The sequence below is a fragment of the Heyndrickxia sp. FSL K6-6286 genome (genome assembly GCF_038630395.1).
GTDB classification, from domain to species: Bacteria; Bacillota; Bacilli; order Bacillales; family Bacillaceae_C; genus Heyndrickxia; species Heyndrickxia oleronia.
The window spans coordinates 1,067,105-1,081,382 of sequence record NZ_CP152029.1; the positions used below are offsets into that span (position 1 = coordinate 1,067,105).

Consider the following 14,278-nt stretch of genomic DNA (forward strand, 5'->3'; position numbering starts at 1 on the left):
GGATATATCTGGATTTTCGCGGATATATTCAAATAATCGCGGATAAATCGAATAATTCGCGGATGTCCTCCAACTCCTATAAGGAGTAGAACCGTTTCGTGTTTTCAAACAAAACAAGATAGACTTCTTCAACGTCCATCCGTTTTAATTCTGCGATTTTCCGAATCGATTCATGAATCATTTTTGGATGAGTCATTTGTTCCTTGAACGGTCCTTCAAATGGCCATGGCCCATCTGTCTCTACCATTAGTTGTGACAATGGATACTGTTTTGCCAGCTGCTGAATTTCTACTTCATAAAGAATATCAGGTGTGATCGAAATAAAGTAACCATTGCTCATCATCCGTTCATTTGTTTTTTGATCACCTTTGAACCAATGAAAATGGGCTTTTTTATATGAATATTTTTCGAGTAATTCGCAAACGAGTGGCGCATCATCATAGACAGCATGAAGAACAATAGGTTTATCAAAAGCAACGGCTTGCTGAATAAATAACTGCAATATTTCAAGATATGGTTCAAGTGGAATATTATTTTGCTCTTGTCTTAAATAATATGGCAAGCCAACTTCACCAACAGCAATCATTTCATTGAAATGTTTATCAATGAAATGTTGGAGATCAGTAATTTCACTATCCTTTGGTATAGCCTGCTCGGGATGAAAACCGAAGGCGGGTTTTATCCTCCCATCCAATTGTGCCAATGTTAAATTTTTATGAGCAGAAGATAGATGTTGTGAAACAGAAATAAGTGATTCTACTTTATACTTTTCCATTTCCTTTACTATCCGCATACAGTCTATATTCTCATACATATCCAAGTGGATATGGGCATCTATGATTGGCTTATTCATGAGAACCCCTCAATTCCTGATAAATCATTTTTTTCCATTGTAAAAATTCCTCGGTTAATAGCAAGTCTTCTAGTCGAGGACGCTTAAAAGGGACAATGAATTCCTTCTGCACCTTAGCTGGTTTGCTGGATAGAACAATAATTCGGTCAGATAGAAAGATTGCCTCTTCAATACTGTGTGTGACAAAAAGTATGGAGCGTTTATACTCCGACCAAATAGATAGCAGCCATTTTTGCATTTCAAGACGGGTAAATTCATCTAGAGCGGAAAATGGCTCGTCTAAACAGATGATGGATTGAGGACTAAGCATACTGCGAATAAAGGAAACACGTTGTTTCATCCCCCCAGATAATTCATGCGGATAGACATGTTCGTATCCCTTTAAGCCTGCACGTTCAATCATTTCTAATGCTTTTTCTTTATTGATTTTTCCTGCTATTTCCTGCCCTAGTAAAACATTTTGCAAAATTGTTCTCCACGGTAAGAGGGAAGGGGTCTGAGGGGTATAGCTGATGACACCACGTTTCCCATTCACCTGTTGGCCTTCTATTAAAATAGAACCAGAATCAGGTAAGCTGATGCCCCCAATCATTTGGAAAAGAGTACTTTTGCCACTTCCAGATGGTCCTAAAATAGAAACAAATTCGCCTTCATTGATTGAAAAAGAAAGATCTTTTATTACTTGAAGATCACCAAATGATTTTGCTAGATTTTGTATGTCTAATTTACTCATGATGGTTTCCCTCTTCCTTTGGCTGCCATTTAACCACTTTTTTTTCGATAAGAACGATGAAGGCAAAAAATAGTAGAGCGAGAAAGATAATAATGAAAATTGCTACAAACACACGATCCGTACGAAACGAAGATGAAGCCAAGGTCATGTAAACACCAATTCCTTTATTAGCTCCAAGCCACTCAGAAATGACAGCACCCATAACACTATAGGTTGCTGAAATCTTCAATCCTGAAAAAATGGATGGCAGTGCATGTGGCCATTCTACTTTCCAGAATAATTGACTCTTTGATGCACCTGCCATTTGCATGTAATGCTTTAACTCTTGACTGGTTTGCCTAAAGCCATCTAGCGCAGCAACCGCAATTGGGAAAAAGCAAACAAGTGTAATAACAATGATTTTGGGTAGCATCCCAAAGCCAAACCAAATGACTAATAAAGGTGCTAAGACGATGATCGGAATATTTTGCGAAATAATTAATAACGGATAAAATGCTTCTTTAAAAAATGAAACAAGATGCAAGCCAATGGCAATAAGAATGCCAACACTGCTACCGATAATAAAACCTAAAATGGCTAACTGAATGGTTGATAATAAATGATGAGAATACCCATCCCAACCAGTTAGCCCTTCATGTAAAATTTGTGTTGGAGAAGGAAGAAGCCATTCTGGTATAGCAAATATTTTTGTAATCAATTCCCAGATGATGAATAAAAGGATGATGACCAAAATTGGCCGCCATCCTTTCTGAAGTAACGCCTTCATTAGCGATATTTCTCCGTTAATTGATCCATTGATGCCCCATTTGGTTGATAAAGAACCTTAATTTGTGAAATGACATTTGGACTGCCAAGCTCGATCATTCGTTGATTCATTTTTTCAACGATCGCAAATAGCTCAGTCAAATCTCCTTCCATTGTCGTCTCTAATGGATTTACTTGATATTTTACTCCTGAACGATCAATAATTGAAATGGCTTCGTCTACGTAAGGTATCACATTTTCACCGTTTTTTGTCTTTGGGATTATTTGAATACTTAATAATGCATTTGCCATACTTAATCACTCCTCTATTATTTTGGTAAAAATTGATTTGTAAATGCTTTCTTGCTATCTAGTTTTTTATCTAATAGATGATTGTCATACATCCAGCTAGCATAGTTTTCCCAAATCTCTTGTTTTTGCTCACCCCAACGCGCGGCATCATCTTGATATTTTGGTGATAACCATTTTTGACTAGCTTTCACAAGTTTTGGATCTAAATCAGGAACGGCTTTTATTAATAGATCTGCTGCATCGTCTGGATGATCAATGGCATATGTATATCCTTTGGAAGTCGCAGCAAGAAAATGTTTAATCGTTTCTGGATCTTTTTCTATCATTTTCTCATTCGTCGTTAATACAGGTGTATAGTAATCTAGTTTGTTAGAGTAATCGGTTAAATAGACCATATTAATTTTCTCGCCGCGAAGTTCCGCTTCGACCCCAGTCCAGCCGTAATAAATCCAGGCAAAATCAATATCTCTTTTTACTGCGGTAAAAAAGTCTGTTTCACCCATATTAATGATCTTCGTTTTTTCTACATCTGCATGCTCTTTTTTCATTAAAGAATCAAGGACTGCTTTTTCAACGGGTGCACCCCAGCCACCATACGTTTTATTTTCGAAATCCTTTGGTGAAGTAATATTTTTTTCCTTTGGAGAAGCAAAACCAGATGTATTATGTTGAATGATGGCAGCAATCGAAACAATCGGTACACCTTGTATACGTGCTTCTGTAATACTTTCTTGAGCACTTATGCCGAATTGTGCTTTTCCAGCAGCAACAAGCTGATCAGCACCAGCCTCTCCAGGCTGAATAATATCAACATCTAAGCCTTCTTCCTTAAAATATCCTTTTTCCTTTGCCACATATAATCCTGTATGATTGGTATTTGGTGTCCAGTCTAAAACTACAGTCACATGCTTTAATCCTTTTTTCTTACTGCTTGCTGAATCATTGCTATTACTGCAAGCTGTTGTTAATAAAAGCAATGAGCTAACAATAATCATTAACCACTTTTTCACTTGATTTCCTCCTTGTTAGATTGTACTAAGCTGTAAAGGATGGTAGCTGAGAGACTAGTCTTTCAAATAAAAAGCCCTAGGTTCGTAACCTAGGGCACATATAAACATACAAAATAAATATATTCAATATGTTCCCTCCGCTGGTCTCAACCAGATCAGGTTCAAAGAGTCAGTATCTTACGGATACAATCTCAACCAGCAACACTGGTCCCCCTACAACTTAAATAGTAGATATTCAATTTTCAATCTTTCAACGTTACTATGCCATACCTTTTTATTTTTTACAAGTGAAAAAGCGATTCAATAGAAATATTATTGTATCGTGCCTTGCACTGTGCGATAAGTTCATCTTCATTTAAGAATGTTTCGGTAAAGCCAAGCTGCTTACCTAATTGGGTAATATAGGGTTGTTCTAGATAAGCTTTATTTAGTATTTCTTCGTTGGAAAAAACGGTTCGTGTATCACCGTCTAAAAGGATTTTTCCTTGGTTAAAAATAATGGTCCGTTCAAATACTTCTGCAACAAAATCCATGTCATGCAAAATGCATAAGACAAGTTTTCCCTCATTAATTAGATGTTGTATAATTCTTTTAAGCTTTTCCTTTCCATCATGATCCTGTCCCATAGTCGGTTCATCAAAAATAATGATATCTGTTCGCATTGCAAGGACAGAGGCAATCGTCACCAATTTTCGTTGTGAAAGGCTCAAGTCATAAGGGTTTCGTTCTGCATGTTCATTGAGTCCAACCATTTCAAGTGCTTCTGTTGCATTTTGTTTTGCTTCTTTAACTGATTGTCCTATATTTAATGGCCCAAACATCACTTCATCCATTACTCGATTTTTAAAAATTTGATCATTAGGATTTTGAAAGACTAACCCAATTGTTTTTGCTAATTTTGCAGCAGTCTGCTCTTTCGTATTGATGCCATTAATTAAAATTTCACCTGAACTTGGAGTCAATAATCCTTTTAATAATTTGACAAGAGTGGTTTTACCTGCTCCATTCTGACCTATAAGAGCCGTGCTTTGATTTGAAATCTCGAGATTTATCCCATGTAAAATAGGAGATTCAAGTGAATAGGAGAAATGAAGATCTTTAATAATTAGTCGCATCATTTTTTCTCACCTCGTTCACTATTGATTGGACTGATTGTTAAGATCTCATTTAATGTCACAGGAAGTAAGTTATCCTCTTTATTAAAAATATTTAAAGCCCGAGCAATTTTTGTGAAAATAGGAGGAGAGACCCCGTAATCTAATATATCTTTTTTTGAAAATATCTTTTGAGGGGTGTCAAAATCAATGAGCTTTCCCTCGTGTAATAGGAGGATTTTGTCCGAATACTGAGCGAGCTTCTCCATCTTATGTTCAGCCATAATGACTGTCATTCCTTCTTTAGTTAAGCTTTCAACTACCTTAAAGACTTCATCTGAACCTTGGGGATCTAGCTGGGATGTTGGTTCATCTAATATTAATATATCTGGTCGCATTGCGAGTACACTTGCAATCGCTACACGCTGCATTTGACCTCCGGAAAGGCTGAAGGGATTTTTTTCTTTTATATGTTCAATATCTAATAATTTTAAGCTCGCCTCAATGCGAGTACTCATTTCTTCGCGCTCTATTCCCATGTTTTCCAGCCCGAAGGCGATTTCGTCAATTACCGTAAATTTTGAACCAGTAATTTGAGAAAATGGATTTTCAAAAACGAGTCCAACCTTCAATGAAAGCTCACTAATTTCAGTTTTCATGACTTCTAAATCATCAATGAAAACCTGTCCACCATAGGCCCCTTTAAAAAAATGTGGGACGAGTCCTGTTAGCGCATAGCAAAGGGTGGATTTTCCGGAAGAATTTTTTCCAACAATCCCTATGAATTCCCCTTGCTTGATTTCGATTGAAATGTCATTAAGTGCAAGCTTCTCTGCGTGAGGATATCGATATTTCAAGTCGTTTACGCGTATTTTATTCATATGGTTAACCTCCCAACGATGATGAGGATAAAGGCCAATAATAAGATAAATTTCAAGCTTCTACTATAGGAGTATTTCCTCGCTTTTTTAAAATGAGTTTTTTTTCCTTTTGCATTAAATCCACGGACTTCAAGGGCAATTGCACGCTCCTTTGTATCATTAAGTGAATTAAGAACGACAGGACCTATTAAAGGAAAAAAGGACTTTAAACGGACCAAAATATGTCCTTCTGTTTCCATCCCTCGAGATCTTTGTGCATCGATGATCTTCCCCATTGTCGCACGCATTTGAGGAATGATTTGTAAGACAGACAAGAATACATAACCGATCTTCCGCGACATGCCTTTTTTTACTAAAGAATCAACTAATTCATCTGGCTCTGTAGTTAAAATGAGTAATCCAAAGGCGCAGAGCATATTAAATATTCTCAGGACCAAAAGACATGCATAGGAGATTCCTTCTTTGTAAATAGTAAATCCTCCAATTTCGAAGAAAGGTGTAGAACGGTTCGGGTGAAATAAACCTTGCACGATAATGATCGAAAGAATTAATAAGAAACTGACCCCTAGAATGGGTAAAATTTTTCGAAACACCTTTCCTATTAATAGTAAAAGGATACTAATAAAGGTTGTGATGATTGCAGCTCTAAGATCAGGGATAATATATGTGGCTGCAATTGATACGAAAACATATAAGAGCTTAGTCAATGGATCAATGTGATGAATGAGAGAATTTCTCTCAACATACAGTGTCATAGATTTCATAGTATCCCTCCAAAAATGCATGATAGAAGAGGCCATCTATTAAAGAGTAGACACCTTAATAGACAGCCATATCCATTGTCAACTTTATAATGATTCAATCTTATTCTGATTGTTATAGATTGTTGTTAAATTTTGCGGAAGTCCTTTGAAAATAAGATAACTAATAATAACTGTTGCGATTTTATCTGGGACATCAACAACGATACTGTCTAAAAATGATGCAAGCCATTGAGGTAGATTATGAGCGATGGAGTAAGCATACAGTGCATCTCCCCATACATTTCCCGTTTGTCCGCCCCAAAATATCATATTTAATGGTGTGGAAATCGTTGCTGCGACCACCCCGACGATAATCCCAATCATAATGGCCTTCCCTATATTAGCAATCCACCCCTTGTATGCCATGATACCGACAATAAGACCGATAACTCCACTCGTTATGGCATAGACAAAGGAGATCGGATCTTGGGTAAAACCATAAATGATATTGTTAGCGATGCCAGAGATTGCTCCAATTATTGGGCCTGCGAGCATACTTGCCAGTACAGTGCCAATCGCATCTAACCATAATGGAAGTTTTAACAGGCCAGCGAATAATTTACCTAAATAGTTAATCCCTATAGCTGCTGGAATGAGAACTAGTGCAGCAGTTGAAAATTTTAAAGACCACATACTATTTTTCATGTTTCTTTCCCCCTTATAAATGTTTGAAAAAATAATCTACTAAAATAAGACGATTTAATTCTACTACACTTTTTAAGAAAATACGACAAGTGTCTTTACACTAGTAAAAAACTTTTTATTAAGTGTATGATATTTCTGAATAGGAAAAAGGTTTGATCAATAAAGAATATGCAAGAATTGATCTGGACATTCGATGATTGGTTTTGTTTATATTGTGTAAATTTTTTGTAAATCCTTCTTTAGACGGTTGAAAAAGTTAGGACAATTTGAAATATTATTTTTAAGAGAAAAAGAGTAGATTAATAGACAAGAATTGATTCTATTTCTTAATTTTGATGGGAGGAAATGAATATATGGGTAATCGAAATAAATTTTTAATAGGATCGGTGACAGTTGCGATTGTAGCATCAAGTATTTCCCCGGCTTTTGCCGCAGAGAATAAAACAGCATTCGCTGATGAAAATCAATTTGGGGTATATAAAGATTTTATTCTAAAGGCAGTCGAGCTTGGCTTAATTAAAGGGGCAAATAAAAATGGAAACACCTATTTTTATCCAAACCAACAATTATCCCGCGAGCATGCTGTATTGATTTTAGGACGCTATTTAGGAGATGTAGATACATCGGGGACGAAACAATTTAAAGATGTCGATCAGCTTCCAAAGGATCATGAGTTAAGAGAGAGTGCCCTAAAGGTTAGGAAAAATGGAATCTTCTCGGGATGGAAGGATAATCTTCAATATAAAGCAATATTAACACGTGAGGAAATGGCAAAGGTATTAGTTCAATCCTTTCAATTAAAACATGTGGAAGATTCTAATATAAAAGTAACCGACTTAAATAAAGCGGGAAAGGAATATCAAGAGGATATCACCATTCTCGCCGAAAATGGGATTACGGTAGAGAAGGTCTTCAATCCGAAAGCGAAAGTGACGCGTGGACAATTTATTACGGCACTTATTCGTGCAATAAATAGTGGAGATAAGAAAGAAGGAAATTTTGAGCTAACATTAATGCACACAAATGATACACATGCTCATTTAGATAATATTGCAAAACGAATTACAGCAATTAAAGAAGTTAGGTCACAAAGCAAGAATACATTATTACTAGATGCAGGTGATGTCTTCTCTGGAACGCTCTATTTTAATGAATACCTAGGACAAGCAGATTTAGAGTTTATGAACCTTATAGGCTATGATGTGATGACATTTGGCAATCATGAGTTTGATCAAGGAACAAAGCCTTTAGCCGAATTCGTAAAAAATGCAAAATTCCCGTTTGTTAGTGCCAATGCTGATTTCTCAAAAGATGTTAACTTAAAGGATCGATACCATAATGAGTTAGCTACAACGGCCAATGATGGGGAAATATACAATAGTATAATTAAAGAAATCAATGGAGAAAAAGTAGGGATATTCGGCTTAACAACAGCTGAAACAAAGGATATTTCAAGCCCCGGGGATGTAGAGTTTAAAGATTATATTGAAGAAGCAAAAAAAGCGGTTGAACAGCTCGAAAGCCAAGGAATTAATAAAATTATTGCTCTTACCCATATCGGCTTCGATGATGGCGGTGGTGACAATGACCTGACATTGGCAAAGGAAGTAGAAGGGATCGATGTCATTGTCGGCGGGCATTCACATACGAAACTAGCAGAACCAGTGAAGGACACAACGGGCGATGAACCGACCATCATTGTTCAAGCCAATGAATATAGTAATTTCCTAGGAACCCTTGATGTAGAATTTGATGAAAAAGGAAAGGTTATTGGATATGCTGGGAAGCTTTTAGACCTTAATGAAAAGAAGGATGATCAATATGTAATTAAGGATGATCCTGAGGCTGCTGAAATTTTAGCAACGAAATATAAGCCAGCAGTAGATGCAAAGAAGGAGCTTGTAGTTGGAAAAACAAATGTTGAATTGGTAGGAGGAAATCCAGCTGCAAGGACGATGGAAACGAATTTAGGCGATTTTATTGCTGAAGGAATTTTGGAAAAGGCCAAGAAAATCAATCCGGATACTATGATTGCTTTCCATAATGGAGGAAATGTTCGTGTTTCAGTGGATGCGGGTAATATAACAGTGGCAAAAATTCTTGAAATTCTCCCATTTGGAAACTCGTTAGGAATATTGAATCTATCAGGTGCTGAGATAAAAGCGGCTCTAGAGCATAGTGTGAAAGATGCGCCTAAACCATTCGGTGGCTTTTTACAAGTAGCTGGTTTAAAGTTCACATATGACAGCAGTAAAAATGCAGGAGAAAGGGTTGTATCCATTGAGGTGAAAGACAAAAATGGGCAATTTGTCCCGTTAGATGAAAAACAAAACTATTATGTAGCTACTAATATTTTTACGGCTAAAGGTGGAGATGGCTTTTCTGTATTTGAAAAAGCATCAGCTGAAGGACGCTTAAGTGAACCTGGCTTTGTAGATTGGGAAATCTTTAAGGAATACTTAGATTCTCAACCAAACAAAACGATTGAACCAAAGACAGATGGTAGGATAATCGATATTGCAAAGCCATAGAATGTTTATAGATTGATAGAAAGAAGGGGGCTTAGGTGCCCCTTTTTTCTTTTTAAAGTGCTCTATATTTTTTTAAATAGGTAGAGTAAAAAGAATCTGATACATCGGATCATCTACCTTAAAATCAAATTCGGTAACAAAAGTTCCTTTTATTTACCTCTGATATATCAGCATTTACAATTGAATAATTATTATGGTTGGTAGTGTTTTCACTTCATTCCTGCCAATATGACTACAAAAGTAATGGGTTGATTTTCCTAATCTTATATGTGATTCCTTTTCGTGGTAGTAAATTCCTATTTTTCCCTCTATAATCAAAAATATTGATTTGATTATGGAGGTAAGCTGTATGGGGAAAAAAGTAATTTTATCACTGGCAATTATTTCATCCATGCTTTTATTTGCGGCATGTGGAAGCAGTGAAAAGGCTTCAAAAGAAAAAGAAACGAAGCCGAAAACTACGGAAATAAAAAGTGATATACAGAAGAAAGAGAAGGAAAGTGTAGATAAAGAAGAAGAGCCGAAAGACTCAGGAGAGATTTTAAACCCAGCAATTGCTGAGGAAACAGAAGGTAGTGTTGAAGTAGTATATACGAATAATCAGCCAAATTTTAGCCATGAAATGGATGGCTTTAAGGTAAAGGTAGAAGAATATCAAATCGTTAAGGTAACAGATATGAATCCAGATGTAACAATTCCATTTAAAGATCAAACGGATGGATATGTCGTCACAGCAAAAGTAACCCTAGAAAACAATACAGGAAAACCAATGTATTATACAAATTTTCATAGAATTCAATTGACTGATCAATATGATTATGTTTCATCAAATTGGAAATCCTTTGTCCCAGAAGATCAACAAATTAATACGATTAAAAAGGAAAAGGATGAAGTATCTTTATTTGCAGCAGGTGAGAAGGTTACTGGTTTATTAAATTTCTTATTTACGAATGAACAATTTGAAACAATGAAAATAGTAAAACCTAAATATATTATCGAGGGTGGAGTTGCTGATAACGACCAATTTAAAGGAAGCTTCAAAGGTGATTCTCCCGCATATGATTTTATTTATAGTGGTGAGCAGAAGAAAGCAATTGCTACTCAGCCAAAATTTTATCAAGATCGTTTAACAATGGACAATATGGCAGATAAAAAGATGATTTTTGAAAAAACGGGTATTAATAAAACCTTGAAGCTTGGAGATGTAAAAGTGACTCTTGAAGGTGTTCAATATACGGATATTACACCAACTGCAGCCAGCAAAGAACGATTTAGAAATTTTAATGAAAGTGGTATCGTTGCATTAACTGTAAAATTAAATATAGATAATCAATCCAATCAACCAGTATCCATTTGGAATATTGGTTCGAAATTAAGAATTGATAAAAATCGTGCAACTGTTTTCTCTCAAGGGATGGTAGAGCCTAGTAACCCTAAAGAGATAAAAGCCGGTGAAAAAGGCGAGAAGCTTCATGTCTTCTTATTTAATAAAGATGAATTTGGTATATTTAAGAAATTTGATTTAGAATTTGGTCCTTTTTATGGGGAGGATGGAAAAGGTTTATTTAAGGATAAGACAGTAACATTTACTTTACCTCGATAAAAAACCATCTAATAGGCTTTGAGAATCATTGTTAAAAAGCAGCTAATCTTTGAAATAACAGATTAGCTGCTTTTTTAATGAAAGGCACTTTTTTACTGGGGAAAATTTGTAAGTCATTCACATTTGAATTAAGCCTATATTTTTTATATAGTAATCATTTATTTATTCCACGAATACAAATAAGTAATCACAATGTTAATTTTGTAAAGTGGAGGTAATAATGAAGATTTCAAGATTGTTTAAGTTGGTAATTTGTGCTGTTTTAACCTTTCCATTGATTGAAATGCTCTTTTTTACAGGTGATCCAAAGGCAGCCTCACTTCAAGTTGGATCAGTTGATTTAGAAAGTGGAACATTAAATGTTAGGAGTGGACCAGGAGTACAATATAAACGTATTGGTGCTTTGAAAAATGGAGCAACCGTTACTGTTTATTACCAAACTAAAAATGGCTGGTCTGAAATAAGGTATAACAAAAAGAAAAGCTATGTTTCTAGCCAGTACTTACGTGTACATCTACAAATGAAGCCCTTTGTAGCAAAGGGAATTACCGATAAAGTTATTAAAGCACAAAGAAAAACGTGGGAAAAAAACTACACAAAAAAACAAATCTATGCCATGATGTCACCGCACTACACAACTTCATATATAGAGAAATATTTTAAGCAGCAAATGAGAACAGCGGGGAAAGATAAAAATGGGAACCAGCTATTTCATGTCATTGAAACAGAAATTTGGGGCTATTCTCTTGACACGATTGACTGGAACCTAGAGTACCAACCGAAAAAACCAACCATCAAGTATTATAAAAAAAATGGGAAGGAATATCTTGAAGTATCCCAATTTATGGTCGATGAACTCAGTGGAAATCATACAAGTACACTGTATCTACTTAAGGAAAGCACAAAAGCAAACTGGAAGGTTTATAAATACGAACGAAATGATTAGTGGGTGGCTCAATCCACCCCTCTTATAGCAAAAAAAGATATGTTATACTATTCTTTATCTAATAATTTTTTGCTTGAGGGGTGTGAAGAGTCATTGAAGTATTTGAAAAATATACTGAAAGCGTTGTCTGATTTTTTCATTCACTATATAGATTACATTTTGTTTCTATTTCTAATTACCTTTAAACTATTTTTATTTGCTCGCTTAACGGGGACTGTGTTTGTAAAACAAGGAACAGTTCAATATCTATCGACTTTTTTCGATTGGCTCCTACATTGGAATGGAGATAGTCTAGACTTACTTCGAAAAGGAATCGTCATGATAAGCTTAGGGGCAATACTGCTTCTATCATTCTGGATTCTCTTTTTGCCAAGAAGAGCGAGATTTTTATCTTTAGTCATACTCAATTTCTTGATTACGTTTATGATATTTGCTGATTTAATCTATTTCCGCTACTTTGAAGATTTGATATCAGCGAATGTACTGCTCCAAATTGGACAAGTTGGTGCATTAGGGAATAGTATCTCTAATTTATTTTCAGGCATTGATTGGATATTTTTTATTGATATTCTTGTGCTTATTCCTATTACGATTTTTGTATTCAAAAAAGTAAAAAGAACAAAAGCATCGAAACAGAAAAGAATTTCTAGAGCTGCTAGCGCAGTCGTCGTATTTGCAGTTGGATACTTACTAGTCGCCTATCCGATGAAGGTTTTTATTGAAAAAGGGGGAGGCTATCTTTTTGAAAAAACCTTATCAAATATGAGAGTTTATGAGGTAACGGGTCTATTAGGCTTTCATGGGTTTGATCTTTATAAATTTGTGAATGAAAATGTCTTTCATAAAAATACAATTAGTGAAAAGGAAAAGAATCATATACAGGAATGGTTTAAGGATCATCAAAAGAAAATTTCAAAAAAAACTCCCTATTATGGTATAGCAAAAGGGAAAAATGTAATAACGGTTCAAGTCGAAGCATTCCAAAACTTTTTCATTGATAAAAAGGTGAATGGCCAGGAAATTACGCCGAATCTAAATAAGTTGAAAAAAGAAAGCATGTATTTTAATCATTTTTATCATCAAACAGCTTCTGGGCGAACATCGGATGCAGAGTTTTTGAATAATACTTCTCTTTATCCTTTGTATACAGGGTCTGCCTATATTAACTATTCAGGTAATACTTTTACTGCTTTACCAGAGACCTTGAAAGACAATGGCTATGAGACAGCAGCATTTCATGCATATAAGCCAAGCTTCTGGAATCGTTATCTAATGTATAAAACCATTGGAATTGATACTTTTTATAGTCTAGATACATTTAAGCAAGATGAAAAATTAGGATGGTCTATTTCAGATGAATCGATGCTTCGACAATCAGCTGAAAAAATGGTGAAATTAAAAAGTCCGTTTTACTCTTTCTTAATTACATTATCTAGTCATCATCCATATGATTTACCGTCCAACTATCAAGAGTTAGATCTAAATGGATACCAAGACGGTACGTTTAAAAATTACTTACAGTCTGTCCACTATGTAGATAAAGCAATCGGGACATTTATTGAACAATTAAAGAAAGATGGGTTATGGGATGAGTCAATTGTTATTTTCTATGGTGATCACGATAGTGGACTAATGAAAGCAGATAGTGAAATTGCTCAATTTGGCGGTGCAAAAGGTGAGGATCTTACCTTCAATCAAATGAAGGGAGAAGTTCCAATGTTTATACATTTACCTGGTAACGCAGAAGCTGGAGTTTATCAGCAAGTTGGCGGGCAAATTGATATTTCCCCAACAATTATGCATTTATTAGGAATATCACCGAAAGGAAAATATATGATGGGTACACCTCTATTCCAAGAAGATAACAGATTAGTTGTCTTTAGAACGGGGGCATATACGACTAATCATGTTTATTATCAACCATCCCTTGATGGTAAATTTGAAAATGGGACATGCTTTGATACAAAGACTAAAAATAAAACAACTTTAGAAGCATGCAAAAAGGATTATGAAGAAGCGACAGATCAATTAGAAATATCAGACGCAATATTGAAAGGAAATTTAATAAAATTATTCAAAAGAGATGGCGAATGATGCCATCTTTTTTGTTAGTGTAGAAAATT

Annotated in this window: 13 protein-coding genes and 1 riboswitch; of the genes, 4 read left to right on the forward strand and 9 right to left on the reverse strand. The window is 35.3% G+C overall.

Going from position 1 to position 14,278, the window contains the following annotated elements; genetic code table 11:
- Positions 1-76: 76 nt before the first annotated feature.
- From MHI39_RS05415 to MHI39_RS05455, 9 genes are all read right to left on the reverse strand, one after another.
- A complete protein-coding gene (locus MHI39_RS05415; protein WP_259549150.1) occupies positions 77-853 on the reverse strand; it encodes a TatD family hydrolase in 777 nt (258 codons plus the stop codon).
- On the reverse strand, positions 846-1,586 hold the full coding sequence (locus tag MHI39_RS05420) for an ABC transporter ATP-binding protein (RefSeq protein ID WP_259549152.1): 741 nt from the start codon (positions 1,584-1,586) through the stop codon (positions 846-848). Before MHI39_RS05420 ends, MHI39_RS05415 begins: the two co-directional genes overlap by 8 nt.
- Complete coding sequence (locus tag MHI39_RS05425) at positions 1,579-2,352, reverse strand: ABC transporter permease (RefSeq protein WP_058003500.1); 774 nt, start codon at positions 2,350-2,352, stop codon at positions 1,579-1,581. Before MHI39_RS05425 ends, MHI39_RS05420 begins: the two co-directional genes overlap by 8 nt.
- The gene (locus tag MHI39_RS05430) at positions 2,352-2,642 is read right to left on the reverse strand and encodes a thiamine-binding protein (protein ID WP_058003501.1); all 291 of its coding nucleotides are present in this window, start codon (positions 2,640-2,642) and stop codon (positions 2,352-2,354) included. Before MHI39_RS05430 ends, MHI39_RS05425 begins: the two co-directional genes overlap by 1 nt.
- Before the next feature lie 17 nt (positions 2,643-2,659).
- Positions 2,660-3,652 (reverse strand): ABC transporter substrate-binding protein, encoded by a 993-nt coding sequence (locus MHI39_RS05435; protein ID WP_058003502.1) that lies wholly within the window; start codon positions 3,650-3,652, stop codon positions 2,660-2,662.
- 115 nt (positions 3,653-3,767) lie between these two features.
- Positions 3,768-3,877: riboswitch (TPP riboswitch) on the reverse strand.
- A 56-nt stretch (positions 3,878-3,933) separates the two neighbouring features.
- Complete coding sequence (locus MHI39_RS05440; RefSeq protein ID WP_342540840.1) at positions 3,934-4,770, reverse strand: ABC transporter ATP-binding protein; 837 nt, start codon at positions 4,768-4,770, stop codon at positions 3,934-3,936.
- Positions 4,767-5,627, reverse strand: coding sequence for an ABC transporter ATP-binding protein (locus tag MHI39_RS05445; protein WP_342540841.1), 861 nt, complete (start codon positions 5,625-5,627; stop codon positions 4,767-4,769). Before MHI39_RS05445 ends, MHI39_RS05440 begins: the two co-directional genes overlap by 4 nt.
- Positions 5,624-6,391 (reverse strand): energy-coupling factor transporter transmembrane component T, encoded by a 768-nt coding sequence (locus MHI39_RS05450; protein ID WP_342540842.1) that lies wholly within the window; start codon positions 6,389-6,391, stop codon positions 5,624-5,626. Before MHI39_RS05450 ends, MHI39_RS05445 begins: the two co-directional genes overlap by 4 nt.
- 84 nt (positions 6,392-6,475) lie before the next feature.
- On the reverse strand, positions 6,476-7,075 hold the full coding sequence (locus tag MHI39_RS05455; RefSeq protein ID WP_259549159.1) for an ECF transporter S component: 600 nt from the start codon (positions 7,073-7,075) through the stop codon (positions 6,476-6,478).
- A 353-nt stretch (positions 7,076-7,428) separates the two neighbouring features.
- Here MHI39_RS05455 and MHI39_RS05460 point away from each other — a divergent pair, with 353 nt between their 5' ends.
- The 4 genes from MHI39_RS05460 to MHI39_RS05475 all read left to right on the forward strand — a co-directional run bounded on the left by MHI39_RS05460 (position 7,429) and on the right by MHI39_RS05475 (position 14,249).
- Positions 7,429-9,606 carry a 5'-nucleotidase C-terminal domain-containing protein gene (locus tag MHI39_RS05460; RefSeq protein WP_342540843.1) on the forward strand — a complete coding sequence of 726 codons (2,178 nt, stop codon included), beginning with the start codon at positions 7,429-7,431 and terminating at the stop codon, positions 9,604-9,606.
- A 349-nt stretch (positions 9,607-9,955) separates the two neighbouring features.
- Positions 9,956-11,209 carry a DUF5068 domain-containing protein gene (locus MHI39_RS05465; RefSeq protein ID WP_342540844.1) on the forward strand — a complete coding sequence of 418 codons (1,254 nt, stop codon included), beginning with the start codon at positions 9,956-9,958 and terminating at the stop codon, positions 11,207-11,209.
- 220 nt (positions 11,210-11,429) lie between these two features.
- Entirely contained in the window at positions 11,430-12,155 is a 726-nt protein-coding gene (locus tag MHI39_RS05470) for an SH3 domain-containing protein (protein WP_342540845.1), read from the forward strand.
- Between the two features lie 93 nt (positions 12,156-12,248).
- On the forward strand, positions 12,249-14,249 hold the full coding sequence (locus MHI39_RS05475; RefSeq protein ID WP_342540846.1) for an LTA synthase family protein: 2,001 nt from the start codon (positions 12,249-12,251) through the stop codon (positions 14,247-14,249).
- The last annotated feature ends 29 nt before the right edge of the window (positions 14,250-14,278 follow it).